Origin of the sequence: Elioraea thermophila (ex Habib et al. 2022), from assembly GCF_003336755.1 — a bacterium.
Lineage (GTDB): Bacteria > Pseudomonadota > Alphaproteobacteria > Acetobacterales > Acetobacteraceae > Elioraea > Elioraea thermophila.
In genome coordinates, this window is sequence record NZ_KZ851832.1 from 35621 (window position 1) to 52453 (window position 16833).

General features: G+C 70.4%; 15 protein-coding genes. 1 reads left to right on the top strand and 14 read right to left on the bottom strand.

Translation table 11 applies throughout. From position 1 onward, the window contains the following. Positions 1–13 precede the first annotated feature (13 nt). The 4 genes from DWB05_RS01510 to dctP all read right to left on the bottom strand — a co-directional run bounded on the left by DWB05_RS01510 (position 14) and on the right by dctP (position 3223). On the bottom strand, positions 14–202 hold the full coding sequence (locus DWB05_RS01510) for a hypothetical protein (protein ID WP_114374336.1): 189 nt from the start codon (positions 200–202) through the stop codon (positions 14–16). A gap of 109 nt (positions 203–311) precedes the next feature. After that, positions 312–1628 carry a TRAP transporter large permease gene (locus DWB05_RS01515; protein ID WP_114374369.1) on the bottom strand — a complete coding sequence of 439 codons (1317 nt, stop codon included), beginning with the start codon at positions 1626–1628 and terminating at the stop codon, positions 312–314. After that, complete coding sequence (locus DWB05_RS01520; protein WP_157967029.1) at positions 1625–2098, bottom strand: TRAP transporter small permease subunit; 474 nt, start codon at positions 2096–2098, stop codon at positions 1625–1627. The genes DWB05_RS01515 and DWB05_RS01520 overlap by 4 nt, the downstream gene beginning before the upstream one ends. Before the next feature lie 111 nt (positions 2099–2209). After that, positions 2210–3223 carry a TRAP transporter substrate-binding protein DctP gene (dctP, locus tag DWB05_RS01525; protein WP_157967030.1) on the bottom strand — a complete coding sequence of 338 codons (1014 nt, stop codon included), beginning with the start codon at positions 3221–3223 and terminating at the stop codon, positions 2210–2212. Positions 3224–3499: 276 nt separating this feature from the next. Here dctP and DWB05_RS01530 point away from each other — a divergent pair, with 276 nt between their 5' ends. Beyond that, positions 3500–4342, top strand: coding sequence for a S1 family peptidase (locus DWB05_RS01530; RefSeq protein WP_114374343.1), 843 nt, complete (start codon positions 3500–3502; stop codon positions 4340–4342). Positions 4343–4513: 171 nt separating this feature from the next. Here DWB05_RS01530 and serA read toward each other — a convergent pair whose 3' ends face one another. The 10 genes from serA to DWB05_RS01580 form a co-directional block, all read right to left on the bottom strand. Beyond that, on the bottom strand, positions 4514–6100 hold the full coding sequence (gene serA, locus DWB05_RS01535; protein WP_114374346.1) for a phosphoglycerate dehydrogenase: 1587 nt from the start codon (positions 6098–6100) through the stop codon (positions 4514–4516). Positions 6101–6105: 5 nt separating this feature from the next. Beyond that, entirely contained in the window at positions 6106–7299 is a 1194-nt protein-coding gene (locus tag DWB05_RS01540) for a phosphoserine transaminase (protein WP_114374348.1), read from the bottom strand. Positions 7300–7480: 181 nt separating this feature from the next. Next, a complete protein-coding gene (gene thiD, locus DWB05_RS01545; protein WP_114374350.1) occupies positions 7481–8302 on the bottom strand; it encodes a bifunctional hydroxymethylpyrimidine kinase/phosphomethylpyrimidine kinase in 822 nt (273 codons plus the stop codon). Continuing rightward, complete coding sequence (gene glmM, locus DWB05_RS01550; protein WP_114374352.1) at positions 8302–9678, bottom strand: phosphoglucosamine mutase; 1377 nt, start codon at positions 9676–9678, stop codon at positions 8302–8304. The genes thiD and glmM overlap by 1 nt, the downstream gene beginning before the upstream one ends. A gap of 227 nt (positions 9679–9905) precedes the next feature. After that, on the bottom strand, positions 9906–11849 hold the full coding sequence (ftsH, locus tag DWB05_RS01555) for an ATP-dependent zinc metalloprotease FtsH (RefSeq protein ID WP_114374355.1): 1944 nt from the start codon (positions 11847–11849) through the stop codon (positions 9906–9908). 7 nt (positions 11850–11856) lie between these two features. Further along, the gene (tilS, locus tag DWB05_RS01560; protein ID WP_198669025.1) at positions 11857–13137 is read right to left on the bottom strand and encodes a tRNA lysidine(34) synthetase TilS; all 1281 of its coding nucleotides are present in this window, start codon (positions 13135–13137) and stop codon (positions 11857–11859) included. 62 nt (positions 13138–13199) lie between these two features. Then, the gene (locus tag DWB05_RS01565) at positions 13200–14105 is read right to left on the bottom strand and encodes a tetratricopeptide repeat protein (protein ID WP_114374359.1); all 906 of its coding nucleotides are present in this window, start codon (positions 14103–14105) and stop codon (positions 13200–13202) included. An 88-nt stretch (positions 14106–14193) separates the two neighbouring features. Continuing rightward, positions 14194–14664 (bottom strand): peptidoglycan-associated lipoprotein Pal, encoded by a 471-nt coding sequence (gene pal, locus DWB05_RS01570; RefSeq protein WP_114374361.1) that lies wholly within the window; start codon positions 14662–14664, stop codon positions 14194–14196. Positions 14665–14794: 130 nt separating this feature from the next. Continuing rightward, positions 14795–16168, bottom strand: coding sequence for a Tol-Pal system beta propeller repeat protein TolB (gene tolB, locus DWB05_RS01575; protein ID WP_114374363.1), 1374 nt, complete (start codon positions 16166–16168; stop codon positions 14795–14797). Between the two features lie 95 nt (positions 16169–16263). Then, the gene (locus tag DWB05_RS01580) at positions 16264–16734 is read right to left on the bottom strand and encodes a cell envelope integrity TolA family protein (protein ID WP_157967031.1); all 471 of its coding nucleotides are present in this window, start codon (positions 16732–16734) and stop codon (positions 16264–16266) included. Between the last annotated feature and the right edge of the window lie 99 nt (positions 16735–16833).

Sequence of the window (16833 nt, forward strand, 5' to 3'; positions counted from 1 at the left end):
CCTCATCCGACGCTCAGACGAGGTGGGCGGCGAACCACGCGGCGGCCGAGGCCAGCAAGGCGGCAACACGGCCGAAGGCGAAAGCGACAAGCGGCACACGCGGGCGCCCGGAACGCCAAAGCCAGATCGCCCGCACCGCCTCGCTCAGGATCGCGACCGGCACCGCGACCAACCCGAGATGCCGAGAATGAAATCGATCCATGTCCGGTTCGTTCCGGTGGCCATGATGACCACGAAGGCGCCGAGAAAGGCCACGCCTCCGACCAGCGAGGGCACCAGCAGCAAGGCCGACCAGTGCCGCCCCTTCGCGCTCAGAACCCCCGACCCATCAGCGCGTTCGGCAGCCAAGTCGCGATCCCCGGGAAGATGCAGAGCAGCACCATGAACCCGAGCATCAGCAGCACGAAGGGCAAACTGCCCCAGAGGATTTCGGACAGCGGCACCTGCGGGGCGACCCCGCGCAGGACATAGAGGTTCAGGCCGACGGGCGGCGTGATCAGCCCGATCTCGAGATTGATGGTGAGCAGGATGCCGAACCAGATCAGGTCGAAATCGTTCGCCTCCAGCACCGGTTGCAGGATCGGCATCAGCATCAAAATGATGGCCACGGGTGGGAGGAAGCAGCCGGCGAGGAGGAGCAGCGCCTGGATGACCGCCATCAGCACCCAGCGGTTGAGCGAGAGCGAAACGAGCGCGTCCGCCACCGTCTGGGTCACGTAGAGGTAGCTCATCATGTAGCCGAACAGGGCGGCGGAGCCGATGATCATCATGATCATCGTGCTTTCGCGCACCGTATCGCGGTAGATCGCCCAGAGCTCGCGGAGCCGCCAGGTACGGTAGATGGCGATCACCAGCATGAGCGCGAGGAAGGCGGCGATGGCCGCGACCTCGGAGGGGGTGGCGAAGCCGCCGTACATGAACACGGCGACCGCGACGATGATGCCGAGGAAGGGCGCCACCCGAGCGAGCCCCTCCATCTTCTGCGCCATCGTGTAGCGCTCCACGGGCTGCGGGTTGCGGCGCACGTCGCGGATGGAGGCCGCCCAGGCATAGATGGCGAAGATGGTGGTGAGCAGGATGCCCGGGATCACCCCGGCGAGGAACAGCCGCCCGATCGAGGTCTCGGTCGCGATACCATAGAGGATCAGCGTCACCGAAGGCGGGATCAGGATGCCCAAGGTGCCACCGGCGCAGATCGCGCCGGTGGCGAGGCGAGGCTTCACGCCGCGCTTCATCATCTCCGGCACGCCGATCTTGCCGATCGCGGCGGCGGTGGCGGGGGAGGAGCCGCAGATCGCGGAAAAGAGGCCGCAAGCATAGATGTTGGCGATGACGAGCCCACCCGGCACGCGGGCGAGCCAGCGGTGCAGGCTCTCGAAAATGTCGGCCCCTGCGCGGCTCACCCCCACCGAGGAGCCGAGCAGGATGAACAGCGGAATGGTGAGCAGGGCGAAGGAGGAGAGCTCGCTCATCATGGTGATGGCGAGCGTGTTCAACGCACCGGCGGAGCCGAACACGGCGAGAAAGCCGACCGCGACGAGCGCGAGCCCCCACGCGATGGGGAGCCCCGAGAACAGCACGGCGAGGGTGACGACGAGGATCAGGCCGCCGATCTGAAGTTCGCTCACCGCTGCCCCCGCGCGCCGATCTTCCACACCTCCGCCGCGTATTGCAGGGCGGTCAGCGCGAGCCCGACCGGCATCGCCAGATAGAGCGGCCAGCGCACCGGTTTCCACATGCTCTCCGAGGTCTCGCCCGTCACCCACGCCTCGTGGAACAGCTTCCACCCGTGCCAGGCGAGGTAGAGACAGACCGCGCAGCCGACCGCCGCCGTCCCGTACGCCACCGCGCGCTTCGCCCGGCCCCCAAGCAGAATATCGAGCAGGTCGACATTGACGTGACCCTTGGTGCGCAGCGTGTAGGGAGAGGCGAGGAAGATCGCCCCCACCATCAGATAGACCGCGAGCTCGATCTCCCAGAACGCCGAGGCGCCGAGCGAGCGATGCACCACCATGAAACTGACGACGAGCACAGCCACGGTGAGCATGAGCGCCGCGGCGACGGCGCAGAGGAGACCCAGGGCGTCAATCGCGCGCACCCAAAACGGTGCTGCGCGCGGCAAGTCATCCGAGCGAACAGGCGCAAGCGACATCGCGCAGCCCCGAGGCCTCCCCCGGCGTGATCGAGTGGGACGGACGCGCCGCTCGGCTCAGGCGAGCGCCCTGGTCAGCAGATCGAGCAGCTCCCGCCCGTGCCGGGTCGAGCGCGCGAACTCCTCCCAGGCGGTGCGCCGGGCGAGCGCCACCCAGGCCGCGTACTCGGCATCCGTCAGGCCGCGGACCTGGTTGCCGGCGCGCGTGAACGCCTCAACCGCCTTTTCGGCCGCGTCGTTCTGTTCGCGGGCGAACCACTCATCGGCGACATTCGCCGCCTCGTCGATCGCGCGCTGCTGGTCCGGGGTCAACCGATTCCACACCGGGGTCGCCATCACGAGCGGCTGGTAGAGCATCCACAGCGTGTTCGGCCCGCCGATGGTGGCGTGCCGCGTCTGTTCGTAGAGCCGCATCGAGACGAAGGTCTCCGCCGACGTCAGCGTCGCATTCAGCACGCCCGACTGCATGGCGGGATAGATCTCGGTCGAGGGCATGGAGACGACCGAGGCGCCGGCCTCCTTCAGCATCAGTTCGAAGGTCGGGTCGGCCGCACGCATGCGCAACCCGGCCACCGTCTCCGGCCCGCCGATGGCGCGGTCGCGCGAGGCGAAGCCGCCAGGCGTCCACCACCAGGTGACGAGGCGGATGCCGCCTTCCATCGCGATCTCCTGGAAGCGGCGGTGAAAGGGGGTGCCCTTCAGCCGCATCGCCTGGTCAACGCTGCGGATCGTTCCGGGCATGATGCCGATGGAGAACTCGGGCACCTTGCCGACACCGTAGGTGATCGGGAACACCGCCATCTCGAGCGAGCCCGAGAGCATGGCGTCGAACTGTGCGACGGGGTTCGAGATCAGCGACCGGTTCGGGTAGATGCGGAAGCGGAGTTCGGGCGCGCGCTTGCGCACCTCCTCGACGAAGAGGCGCGCGCCGCGATCGCGCGCGTCGGTCTGCTGGCGCCACTGGTGGCTGATGCGGATCTCGTTGCCGCCTTGCGCGCGCAACGACGGCGCCGCCACCAGCATGCCGGCGCCGGCCGCTCCGGCGACGAGTGCACGACGACCGAGGGTCATGGTGTTCCTCCCTGGTTTGCAGCCGTGGGCCTTCAACGGCCCGTCCCAAACACCTTCATGGGACAGGCTTCGGCCGCTGGCAACAGGCGATGGCCGATGGTAACCGCGTTGCGTCAGGCGTGCGGCCAATCGAGCGATGCGACTCGTGACGGTTTGCGACTCCGTTTCTTGTTTACCGTTCATTGAGGGGCCCCTGGTCATCGTTGCGGCGGTGGCTCGGCTGCCCGCGCGGCGGCAGCCCGGCCGGCCGGTTTGGACAGGCCAGGGAGCTGACCCATGCGGCGCAGTCGTTGCCGCTGCGGCATTTCGCAGGCGATCGGCGGTCTGCTCACGGCGCTCGCGCTCCTGGCGGGCGACTTGGCGACCGCGGCGGCCGGCTCCGCGCGGGCAGGAGAGGGAGCGGGCGCAGCGCCGGCAAGCCAGCCGGCCGAGCGGACGGCGGAGCGAAGGATCGATCCTCTCCACGCCCACGCCGTGGTCATCACGCCCCGACTGGTCGGCTCGGCGTTCCAGATCGCACCCGGTCTCGCGGTGACGGCGGCGCACGTCGTCGATGGCTTGGCCCCGGGCGCCCGTGTGACCTTGCGCCGCGGTCCCGCCGGCGGCCCGATGACGACAGGGCGGTTGCTTGGCCTCAGCCCGGCGATGGACCTCGCCGTTCTCGAGATACCGCAGGGTTTCCTCCAGCAGATCGACAGCGATGCACGGTCGCCGGTCGGGGCTCGGCCAGTGGCGCTGACCGCCCCGGTGGCTGCGGGTGATCGTCTGGCTGCCTTCGGGTCCGTCCCTCTGCGCGACCCGCAGCTTGCCCTGCCGCGGCGCGTCGAGGGGGTGGCGACCGGACGGGCGGTGAACGTGCCAGGCCTCGGGCCGGGCCTCGTGGCCTCGCTGCCCGGCACGGTCCCCGGCTTCTCGGGCGGCCCCGTGGTCGATGGTGCTGGGCGTCTCGTCGGCATGATCATCGCCATCCGTCGCCTTCCCGCCGCTGGCCGGACGGACGGTTCCGGCTCTCGGGTCGCGCTCAGCGACGAGGTCTACGTCCTGTCCGCTGCGGCCTTGCTCGACGAGGCCCAGCGCATCGCCCAGCGCGCTCGCATGGAGGTGACACCGCTACAGTGAGACAGTGAGGCGGCGGGCCGGAGAGCACAGCAGTCCGACCCCGCCGGCGCCCCCCTCGGCAGCAGAGCGACCGGCGGCTTTCGCCCAGCCGAGTGGACTCGGCACCCGGTGCGCGGCGCGCTCTCGCCCGCGCCGCCGACTCAGTTCGGCGGCCCCCTTGGCTCGACGTCCCTAGAACGACAGCAGGGTCGCCTGCTTCACCAGGGGCAAACCGCGCACGCGGTCCAGAACCTCCGCCGGCACCGGCTCGTCGACGGAAACAAGACAGATCGCATCGCCCCCCGGCGCGTTGCGGCCGAGATGCATGGTCGCGATATTCACGCCCGCTTCGGCAAGGGTGGTGCCGAAACGGCCGATGAACCCTGGCTTGTCCTCATTCGTCACGTACAGCATGTAGCGCGAGAAATCCGCCTCCACCGGGATCCCCTTGATCTCGACCAGGCGGGGCCGAGAGCCTGCGATGAGCGTGCCGGCGACCGTGCGGGTGTCGCGATCCGTCGTCACCGCGATGCGAATCAGCGTTTGATACTCGGAAGGCCGGTCGTGCACGGTCTCGGTGATGTCGATGCCGCGCTCGCGCGCCATCACCGGCGCGTTGACCATGTTCACCCCCTCCATCAGTGGCCCGAGCAGGCCGGCGAGAGCGGCCGCAGTGAGAGGGGTGTGGTTCAGTGTGGCGACATGCCCCTCGTATTCGATGGCGACGGAGCGAAAACCGCCGTCGCGCGCCACCGACAATTGGCCGGCGAAGGCACCGAGCAGGCGCGCAAGCTCCATGTACGGCTTCAGCCGCGGCGCATCCTCGGCCGAGACGGAGGGCATGTTGATCGCGTTCGTCACCGCCCCGGTCAGCAGGAAGTCGCTCATCTGCTCTGCGATCTGCAGCGCGACGTTTTCCTGCGCCTCCATGGTCGAGGCGCCGAGATGCGGCGTGCAGACGACGTTCTCCAGACCGAACAAAGGGCTGTCGGTCGCGGGTTCGGTCTCGAACACGTCGAGCGCGGCGCCGGCGACGTGACCGGAGACGAGCGCGTCGTAGAGATCCTTCTCCACGATCAGTCCGCCGCGGGCGCAGTTGATGATGCGCACGCCGGGCTTCATCTTCGCGATGGCGCGCGCGTCGATGATGTGGCGCGTGCCCTCCGTCAGCGGCGTGTGCAGCGTGATGAAGTCGGCGCGCGCGAACAGGTCATGCAGGTCGACCTTCTCCACCCCGAGCGCGACCGCCCGCGCCTCGGAGAGGAACGGGTCGTAGGCGATCACCTTCATCTTCAGCCCGAGCGCACGGTCGGCGACGATGGAGCCGATGTTGCCGCAACCGATGATGCCGAGCGTCTTGCCGTAGAGCTCGACGCCCATGAACCGGTTCTTCTCCCACTTGCCCGCCTTGGTCGAGGCGGAGGCCTCGGGGATCTGGCGGGCGAGGGCGAACATGAGGGCGATGGCGTGCTCGGCGGTGGTGATGGCGTTGCCGTGCGGCGTGTTCATCACCACCACGCCGCGGGCGGTGGCGGCCTTGACGTCGACGTTGTCGACGCCGATGCCGGCGCGGCCGACCACCTTCAGGTTCTTCGCCGCGGCGAGAAGCTCCGCCGTCACCTTCGTCGAGGAGCGGACGGCGAGCCCATCGTAGTCGGCGATGATGGCGCGGAGCTCGGCGGGCGAGAGGCCGGTCCTGACGTCGACCTCGATGCCGCGCGCACGGAAGATCTCGACCGCGGCGGGAGAGAGCTTGTCGGAAATGAGGACCTTCGGCATCGGCGTCATTCCCCGGCCGGCACGGTGGCGAAACGTTGTGCCACCGTCTCGGCTGCCCAATCGAGCCAAGGCAGCACGGCCTCGATGTCGGCCGTCTCCACCGTAGCCCCGCCCCAGAGCCTGAGCCCCGGCGGCGCGTCGCGATAGCCGCCGGCATCGAGCGCCACACCTTCAGCCTCGAGGAGGGCGGCGATGGCCTTCGCCGCCTCGGCCTGCCTCTCGGCGGAGAGGGCGGTGAACCAGGGGGCGACGATGGAGAGGCAGATCGAGGTCGAGGAGCGCGTGCGCGGATCCTCGGCGAGGAAGGCATAGTTCGGCGTCTTCTCAACCCAACGCGCCACCGCGGCGAGATTGGCCTCGGAACGACGGATGAGCTCGGGAAGCCCCCCGATCGACTCCGCCCAGGCAAGCCCGTCCAACGCATCCTCCACGCAGAGCATGGAGGGGGTGTTGATGGTCTCGCCCTTGAAGATGCCCTCGATCAGCTTGCCGCCGGAAACCAAGCGGAAGATCTTCGGCAGTGGCCAAGCGGGCTTGTGCGTGAGGAGCCGCTCCACCGCACGGGGAGACAGCGCGAGCATGCCGTGCGCCGCTTCGCCGCCGAGCACCTTCTGCCAGGACCAGGTGACGACATCGAGCCGGTCGTAGGGAAGGTCCATCGCGAACACGGCCGAGGTGGCATCGCAGATCGCGAGCCCCACGCGGTCGGGCGCGATCCACGCGCCATCCGGGATGCGCACGCCGGAAGTCGTTCCGTTCCAGCAGAAGACGACATCGTGCGACCAGTCGACGGCGGTCAGGTCAGGCAAGCGACCGTAGGGAGCCGAGAGAATGCGGTGCTCGACCTTGAGCTGCTTCGCGACATCGGTCGCCCAGGCTTCGCCGAAGGATTCGAAGGCGATCACGTCGACGGGGCGAGGGCCGAGCAACGTCCACATCGCCATCTCGATCGCGCCCGTGTCGGAGGCGGGAACGATGCCGAGACGCCAATCCTCGGGCAGGCCGAGCAGCCGTTTCGAGCGCGTGATCACCTCGGCGAGGCGGGCTTTCGGCTCCTTCGCGCGGTGCGAACGGCCGAGCAGCGCGCCTTCAAGCGCGGCAAGCGACCAGCCGGGTCGCTTGGCGGTGGGCCCGGACGAAAAGCGCGGGTTGTTGGGACGGGCGGTTGGCCGCGCGGGCGGCGAGGCGGTGTGCGCCATGGCGAGCTCCCTTGCAGAAGCGATGCGCCCCGGTGGGGGGGCGTGACCCGGGGCGGGCTATAGACCCGCGCCTGCGGCGCCGCAATCGTGCCGCGCTGCCTCAAACGGGCAGCAGGATCTCGCCCCGCGCATGGTGCCGCGCTGGCCCCCCTCCCCCGCGGGCGGCGCGGCGCTGGGCGGCCTAAGCGCGAGACAGTGCGGCCAAGCGAACCGGGTCGACCGTCACCGCGTGATCGAGTGGCCCGTGCCCCTGGCCGTAGCCGGGGGCCGAGGCGAGGGCGAGGGCGACGTAGTGGCGGGCGCGAATGACGGCCTCGCGCAGAGCCAGGCCCTGGGCGAGCCCGGCGGCGATGGCGGAAGCGAGCGTGCAGCCGGTGCCGTGCGTGTGGCGGGTGACGATGCGCGGGCCGGAGAAGGCTTCCATCCCCTCAGCCGTCACGAGAAGGTCGGTCACCCGCTCCCCCGGCAGGTGCCCGCCCTTCATCAGCACCGCCCCACAGCCGAGGGAGAGGAGACGCTCGGCCACCCGCTTCATGTCGTCGAGCGAAAGGATAGCCGAGCCCGCCAGCACTTCCGCCTCCGGAACATTGGGGGTGATCACCGTCGCGCGCGGGATCATCAGCCGCATCAGCGCCGAGACGGCGTTCTCCTCCAGGAGCCGATGCCCGCCCTTGGCCACCATCACGGGGTCGACCACCACCGGCACCGGCGGGTCGAGGGCGGTGATCTCCTCCGCCACCGCCTCGATCACCGGCACGTCGTGCAGCATGCCGGTCTTCACCGCATCCACACCGAGGTCGGAGACGACGACGTCGATCTGTTCGCGGATGAAACCGGGTGGCACGGGCAGCACGTTGGCCACGCCTTGCGTGTTCTGCGCCGTGAGGGCGGTGACGGCGGTCATGGCGAAAGCGCCGAGACAGGTGACGGCCTTGATGTCGGCCTGGATCCCCGCCCCGCCCCCGGAATCGGAACCGGCGACGATCAGCACTCTGCCCTTCATCACGCCACCACCTCGGCCACGACGGAACGGATCGACTCCGCGACGAAATCGACCACCTCCGCAACGAGGCTCTCCTCGACCGCCTCGGCCATCACGCGGACCACCGGCTCGGTGCCCGACCGGCGGATCAGCAAGCGCCCCCGCCCGGCGAGCCGCGCCTCGGCCTCGGCGATGGCGGCCGCGATGCGCGGGTGGGAGAGATCGAGCCGCCCGTCGTGGCGGACGTTGCACAACCGTTGCGGTAGGGGGTCGAACTGGCGGCACACCTCGGAGGCGGGCCTGCCGGTCTCGACGATGACGGCGAGCACCTGCAGGGCGGCAATCAGCCCGTCTCCGGTCGTCGCATAGTCGGTGAGGATCATGTGCCCCGACTGCTCGCCGCCGACGTTCATGCCCTTCTCGCGCATGCGTTCGGCGACGTAACGGTCGCCTACCGCCGTGCGCTCGAGCACGAGGCCCCGTTCGGCAAGGAAGCGCTCGAGCCCCATGTTGCTCATCACGGTGGCCGCCACGCCGCCCCCGGCCAGCCGCCCGGTGCGCGACCACGCATCAGCGATCAGGGCCAGCACCTGGTCGCCGTCGATCACCCGGCCCGTCTCGTCGGCGAGGATGAGGCGGTCGGCGTCGCCATCCAGGGCGAGGCCGAGATCGGCGCCGTTGGCCACCACCTCGCTCTTCATGTGTTCGGGCACCGTGGAGCCGCAGCCGCGATTGATGTTCACCCCATCGGGCGCGACGCCGAGCGGGATCACCTCCGCGCCGAGTTCGGCGAGCACGAGCGGAGCCACGCGATAGGCGGCACCGTTCGCGCAGTCGATGACGATGCGCAGCCCATCGAGGCGAAGGTTGCGGGGAAAGGACGATTTCGCCGCCTCGATGTAGCGGCCGCGCGCATCCTCAAGCCGTACGGCGCGGCCGAATTCGCCCGGAGCAGCGAGGTGATCCTCCAGGGCGGCATCCTCCATGAGCCGCTCGATCTCGGCCTCCATCGCGTCCGAGAGCTTCCAGCCGTCGGGACCGAAGAGCTTGATGCCGTTGTCCTCGAACGGATTGTGCGAGGCCGAGATCATCACCCCGAGGTCGGCCCGCATGGAACGCGTGAGCCAGGCGATCGCCGGCGTGGGCAACGGACCCACGAAGTTCACGTCCATGCCAACCGAGATGAAGCCGGCGGCGAGCGCGTTTTCGATCATGTAGCCGGAGAGGCGGGTGTCCTTGCCGATGACGACGCGTGGCCGGTGCCCGGCCGTGTTGCGCCGGAACAACGCCCCGGCGGCTTGGCCCAGGCGGAGGGCGGTTTCCGCCCGCATCGGCGGGGCGTTGGCCCGGCCACGGACCCCGTCCGTTCCGAACAGACGACGACGATCGGACGCCATCGGCGAAGGCTCCCGCTGACCCGAAAAGAGGCGCGCCGGCCGGCAGAACGGCCGCTCCGGCACGCCCTGCGAGGTTTAGCACCCCTAGCTTGACGATCGCTTTATCCCTGCCCGGGGATGCTCCGCCAAGGGCCGCGACTGTTCCGCCGGTCGTGGTCGCGCCGCGCCCTGCCACCGCGGGTCGAACGATTGACCGACCGGGGATGCAGCGAACGCAGGCGGAAACGTCAGACGTTCGGCTGCGGCTGCGCTCCGAAGCCGCCGGCGGGTGCGGCGCCCGTCTTCGGCACGCGCCCCGAGGTCGGCACCGAGGAGCGGCGCTGGTCCGCCTGCGGCTGCTCCTGCTCCTGCTTGCGGATGATCGGCTCGCCGGCGAGCAGCGCCTTGATCTCCTCGCCGGACAGCGTCTCGTACTCGAGCAGGCCCTGGGCGAGCCGATCAAGGTCGGCGCGGCGTTCGGTGAGGATGCGCTTCGCCGTCGCGTAGGCCTCATCGATGATGCGGCGGATCTCGCGGTCGATCTCCTGCGCCGTCGCCTCGGAGACGTTCTTGGTCTGGGTGATGGCGTGGCCGAGGAAGACCTCCTGCGAGTTGTCGGCGTAGGCGACCATGCCGAGCTTCTCGCTCATGCCCCACTCGGTGACCATGCGGCGCGCCTGCTCGGTCGCCATCTTGATGTCGCCGGCCGCCCCGTTGGACACGCGGTCGGGGCCGAACACGATCTCCTCGGCCGCGCGCCCGCCCATCGCCATCGCGAGCTCCTGCAGGAGCTTCGACTTGTGCTTGGAGTAGCGATCGCCCTCCGGCAGCGACATGACGAGGCCGAGCGCGCGGCCACGCGGAATGATGGTGGCCTTGTGTACCGGATCGCACTCGGGCAGCGACATCGCGACCAGCGCGTGCCCGGCCTCATGGTAGGCGGTCATGCGCTTCTCCTCCTCGCTCATCACGAGGGACTTGCGCTCCACCCCCATCAGGACCTTGTCCTTCGCCGCCTCGAACTCGGCCATGCCGACCACCCGCTTGCCGAGCCGGGCGGCGAGCAGGGCGGCCTCGTTCACCAGGTTGGCGAGATCGGCCCCCGAGAAGCCGGGGGTGCCGCGGGCGAGCACCTTCGGGTCGACGTCGGCGGCAAGCGGTACTTTCCGCATGTGCACGCGCAGGATCTTTTCCCGCCCGTTCACGTCCGGGTTCGGCACCACGATCTGACGGTCGAACCGCCCCGGGCGAAGCAAGGCGGGATCCAGAACGTCGGGGCGGTTGGTGGCGGCGATCAGGATCACCCCCTCGTTCGACTCGAAGCCGTCCATCTCGACGAGTAGCTGGTTCAGGGTCTGCTCGCGCTCGTCGTTGCCACCGCCCAAGCCCGCGCCGCGATGCCGCCCCACGGCGTCGATCTCGTCGATGAAGATGATGCAGGGCGCGTTCTTCTTGCCCTGCTCGAACATGTCGCGCACGCGCGATGCGCCGACGCCGACGAACATCTCGACGAAATCCGAACCCGAGATGGTGAAGAACGGCACGTTCGCCTCGCCGGCAATGGAGCGGGCGAGCAGCGTCTTGCCGGTGCCGGGCGGCCCGACCAGCAGCACGCCCTTCGGAATACGCCCGCCCAAGCGCTGGAACTTCTGCGGGTCGCGCAGGAAGTCGACGATCTCCTGCAGCTCGGCCTTCGCCTCGTCGATGCCGGCGACGTCGTCGAAGGTCACGCGCCCCTGCTTTTCGGTGAGCAGCTTGGCGCGCGACTTGCCGAAGCCCATGGCACGCCCGCCCCCCGACTGCATCTGGCGCATGAAGAAGATCCACACGCCGATGAGCAGCAGCATGGGGAACCAGGAGAGGAGGTAGTGGAAGATCGGGTTGACCTCGCTCTCCTCCGGCCGGGCGACGACGCGCACGCCGCGCTCGGTGAGCTTCTGGATGGTCACCGTGCCCGCATCGGGCGGGAGGTAGGTGGTGAACATGCGCCCATCCAGCAGTTGGCCGGTGACCACGCGGCCCTGGATGGTGACGTCCCGCACCTGGCCGTTGCCGACCTCGTTGAGGAAGTCGGAATAGGCGATCTGGCTCGCGTAGTGGCGCGGCGAGGAAGGCTGGAACAGATTGAACAGCGCCACCAGCAGCAGCGCGATGATGACCCAAAGGGCGAGGTTCCGTCCGAAGTTGCTCACGCGGCGATCATCCTCGATCTGTGTCGGCGCGAACCGCCGGCCATCTCAACATGGGTCTCGTTACCAAGCTTCCAATGGCCCCCAGCTCCCCACCGCCGGCCCAAAGCTCGACAAGCGCCACCGGCGGGCGAAACCGAGCCTGCGGCACCGGCAACCACCTGCCCGAATGATACAGGATCGGCGGCACTGCAACCAGCACGCCGCCATGCCGGATCGCCGGCAGGGTGGCCAGGACCGCGGCGGGAACATCGCGCGCCGGAGTATGGGTGCGACGGAGCAGCGCCGCCTCCGCCGCGCCCAACGGCCCGACGGTGCTGCCCGGTACGGCGGTGACGCGCCAGCGCCCGTCCCACGGCACCGGCGACGCTCCGGCCATCTCGACCTCGGCCGCGACCGCCGCCGGCTCGCGTGCCACCAGCCATGTCGTCCCCCGACGCGCGACGAGGCAACCGGCAGCCGTGCCGCCGCCCCCTCTCGCCATGCGATGGAGAAGAGGGGCTAGGCGGTCTTGGCGCACGGGATGTTGATGGCCGCCGATGCAGCGCAACAGCGCGGCGAGCGCCGCCTGTCGCATCGTCTCGTCCCAGGCCGCGAAGGAAGCGGCGTCGAGCTGGGCGAAGCCGAGGGGGGAGAGGGTGACGGCCTGCGCGAGCGCCCGCGCGAGGACTGCCTCGGCTGCGGCGCGGCGGCGGGAAGCGGCCGCCGCGACCTGCGCGGCAGCCTGCACCCCCACCCCTTGGCCGTCGCCGTCGCGCAAGGCGGCGCGCAACACCGCCCGCGTCGTCCGCCCCGTGTTGGACGGGTCCTCGATCCACGGCTGGCCAAGGCCGCGCAGGAAGGCCTTGAGGGCCACGGGAGGGGCGCCGAGCAGCGGCCTCAGCAGGCGCACGGGGCCGAGCGGCCGAACCACCGGCATGCCCGCGAGCCCCCCCTCGCCCGAGCCACGCCCGAGCCGGATCAGCACCGTCTCCGCCTGGTCGAGGGCATGGTGGGCAAGGAGGAGATGGAGTGCCCCCACCTCGGCCGCCGCCTCGGCCAGAGCAGCCAGGCGGGCACGGCGCAGCGCCTGGGCGTCGGTGCCGGCACGCGCCAGCGTGATGATCCGCGCCTCGATGCTCCGCGCCGCGAGCCACGCCGCGGCAAGGCGCGCCTCCAGCGCGGCGGCCGCACGCACGCCATGATCGACGACGAGCCCGATCGCCCGCCCTCCCCTCGCCCGCGCCCAAGGCTCAGCGAGCAGGGCAAGGGCGAGACTGTCCGGGCCCCCCGAGACGGCGACCGCAAGCAAGGGGGAAGGCTCGAACGGCCCGAGCCGCTCGAGTGCGGCGCTGAAGCGGGTCTCGAGCTCGGTCAGCAGCGCAGCCGGGATCGCTCGCGGGTCAGCGCCTCTCGGATGTCCGCCCGCATGTCGGTGGCGAAATCCGAGGCGAGCTGGCGGAACACCTCGCACGCGCTGTCACGCTCGTTGATGGCGGCAAGCGAGCGGCCGAGCCCGAGCAGCACGTCCTGGCGACGGGAGCGGTCGGTCACGCGCGAACGGGCGTCGTCATAGGCCAGAGCCGCTTGGGTGAACTCCCGCCGGCCGTAGAGCGCCTCGGCGCGGATCAGGTAGGCCTCGCCGACGCGGGGGTCGCGCGGGTAGGTGGCGATGAAGGCCTGCGCCTCCCGCTCGGCCGTCGCCCAATCCTGCCGGCGCAACGCCTCCTGGGCGGCGCGCAGGATCTGCTCCTGGGTGCGCGGGCGGGCGGGCTGGGCCGGCGCCGCCGGCGGGGTGGGCAGGGCCGCCTGTTGCTGCGCCGGCGCCTGAGGGGTCGGCTGCGCGCCGCCAGCCGCCGGTCGTTGCGGTGCCGCTCCACCGCGCCCGGCTTCCAGGGCACCGATGCGGAACTCCAGGTCCTCGCGGTTCTTCTCCACCGTCGCCGAGAGTTCGCGCAGCGCGTTCTGCGTCTCGTCGCTGCGGCCGCGCAACAGGCGCACCTCCGTCTCCAACGCCTGCACGCGTTCGAGCAGCCGCGTGAGCAATTCCTGCTGGCTGCCGGGCATGGCTCCCCCCGCGCCGACGGGTGGGGCGACCGCGACCGGAGGAGCGACGGCACCGCCCCCCGTGCCGAGCCGGCCCTGCAGCGCCTGCAGGTCACGCCGCAATTCGAGGATCTGGTTCTGCAACGCGATCGCCTCGCGGCTTTCGAGTTGTGCCGCGGCCGGAGCGGCGAGGCTGAGCCCGATCAAGGTGACGACCGCAAGTCTGCTGCGCATCGGTCCATCCTCCTCGTTGGCGGCGAGGCCGAAACGCGACGGGCGGCCTCGGGGCCGCCCGCGCGGGATCAGCGGCTCGGCCGCCCGTTCACTGCACGACGGTGACGGCGCGCCGGTTCTGCGCCCAAGCCTCCTCGTTCGAGCCGAGCACGGCCGGACGGTCCTTGCCATAGGAGATGGTGCTGATGCGCGCCCCATCGACGCCGCGGGCGATGAGATAGTTGCGCGCCGAATCGGCCCGGCGCTGGCCGAGCGCGAGGTTGTATTCGCGCGTGCCGCGCTCGTCGGCATGGCCCTCGATGATCACGCGAACCTGCCGGTGCGTCTGCAGCCAGGCGGCCTGGCGATCCAGGGTCGGCGCCTGATCGGGGCGGATGTCGGAGCGGTCGAAGTCGAAGAAGACGCGATCGCCGACATTGGCGACGAGATCCTCCTGCGTGCCGGGGCGAGGCCCGGTGGCTTGGCCGGCGCCCGTCACGGCCCCACCCTGATCGGGGGCCTGGGCACAAGCCGCCACCAGCGCGAGGGCGGCGATGGGGGCAAGCAGCTTCGTCTTCATCGTCAGGTCAACTCCTTTCGGTGTGGCAACTCTTGTCCGCCTCTGCCGACGATTCCGCAACCGATGCGGGCGCATATGCGGGCTGCGTTCACTCCGATCAAGGTCGGGCGGAACTGTGACGATTCCGCGCCTAACCCGGGATCAGGGGCGACCAGGCGGGGTCGGAGGCGTCGGCCGGCGTGGGCAGGGCGCGCTCGTTGAACCCCGTGATGTCGATGGAGGCGAGCCGCGCGGAGTAGCCGCCGCCGCGCGCGTCCTGCGCCCTGGTTTCGCGCCAGAAGGCGAGCACGCGGCCGTTGGGCGCGAAGGTCGGCCCCTCCATCTGCCAGCCTTCGGAGAGGATGCGCTCGCCGGACCCGTCGGGGCGCATCACGCCGATGGCGAAGGTGCCGCGCGTGAGGCGGGTGAAGGCGATCAGGTCGCCGCGCGGCGACCACACCGGGGTGGCGTAGCGCCCCTGGCCGAAGCTGATGCGGCGCACGTTGCCGCCATCCGCGTCCATCACATAGAGCTGCTGATCGCCGCCGCGGTCGGAGTTGAACACCACCTTCTGCCCGTCGGGGGAGAAGCAGGGCGAGACGTCGAGCGAAGGCCCCGAAGTGAGCTGACGTTCCCGCCGCGTGCGCAGGTCGACGACGAAGATGTTGGCATCCCCGCCGCGGATGGCGGAGAGGATGACGCTGTTGCCGTCGGGGCTGAAGCGGGGGGAGAGCGTCATGCCGGGGAAATTGCCGAGCAGGGTCTCGCGCCGCGTATCCACGTCCATCAGGTAGACGCGCGGTTCGTTCCGCGCATAGGACATGTAGGCGATCTCGCGCGTGTTGGGGTGGAAGCGGGGGGTGAGTGCGGCCCACGCGCCGTCCGTCAGGAAACGGTGGTTCTCGCCGTCCTGGTCCATGATGGCGAGGCGGCGAATGCGCCGGTCGCGCGGCCCCGATTCGGAGACGTAGACGATGCGGGTGTCGAAGTAGCCCTTCTCGCCGAGGAGCCGTTCGTAGATCGCGTCCGAACAGATGTGCGCGATGCGCCGCCAGTTGGGGATTTGCGTCGTGTAGGCGGTGCCCTGGATCTGCGTGCCGGGCAGCACGTCCCACAGCCGGAACTCGACGCGCAGCCGATCGCCCTGCTGGTCGACCCGGCCCGTCACCAGCGCCTGCGCACCGATCACCCGCCATTCGGCGAAGCGGGGCGTGGCCTCGGGGCTCTCCTGCAGGAAGGCGCGGCGGTCGATCGGGCGGAAGAGGCCCGAGCGCGCCAGGTTGGCGGTGATCACCTGGGCGATCTGCGCGCCCCAGGGCTGCGCGCCGGCGAAATCGGGGATGGCGATCGGCAGGGGGTCGGTGCGGGCGCGGGTGATGTCGATCACCGGCCGCTGCGCCTGGGCGCGCGCATCGAGCGCAAGCACGGTCGAGACCACCGGCGCGGCGGCGAGCAGCGCGCGGCGCGAGAGGCTGATCCGCTCGAGCGCATCGAGCAGCGCGGGGGACAGAAGTCGCTTCGTCATCGCAACAGCCATCGTCTGAGGTCGCGCGCTTCCTAGCGCACACGGGCCGCGGGGTCGATGCCGGGCGCGATGGAACCGTCGTGAGGGCGAGCCGATCAGCGGATCAGCCCGCGTGGGTTGAAGCGGAAGATTGCGCTTTCGAGTGTGGCGATCTTCTCGGGCGGCACCGGCAGCGGCTCGCAGCGCGGGTTGCGCAACGCCCGCTGCGCGCTTTCGAACACCGCGCGCACGCGGGGATCGTTGAGATTGGTCCCCGGTGCCGGCTGCACCGCGACCACCGCCACGCCAGTGCCCGAGGGGCGGAAGCGCGCCTGCACCTCGACCACGATCTGCTCGAGCCCAAGCATGCCGGGATCGACCGACCAGCACTCGGAGATCCGGTTGGAGAGGCCTTCGATCTCGCCGCGGGAAAGTCCCGGGCTGGGCGCGGTTCCGCCCGGCGCGCCGGCGGCCGGCGCCCCTCCCCCGGTGGGCCTCTGCGGTTGCGGCGGACGCTGCGCCTGTTGCTGGCGAAGCCGCTCCAGCGTGTTCTGCAGCGCCGTCGAGCCCTCCTGAGGCCGCTGCACCGGGGGCGTCTGCACCGGGGGCGGCGGCGCGGGAGGCCGCGGCGGCGCGGGCGGCGGCGGGGGAGAAGGCGGCGTCGGGGGGCGCGCCGGGGCGGGCTC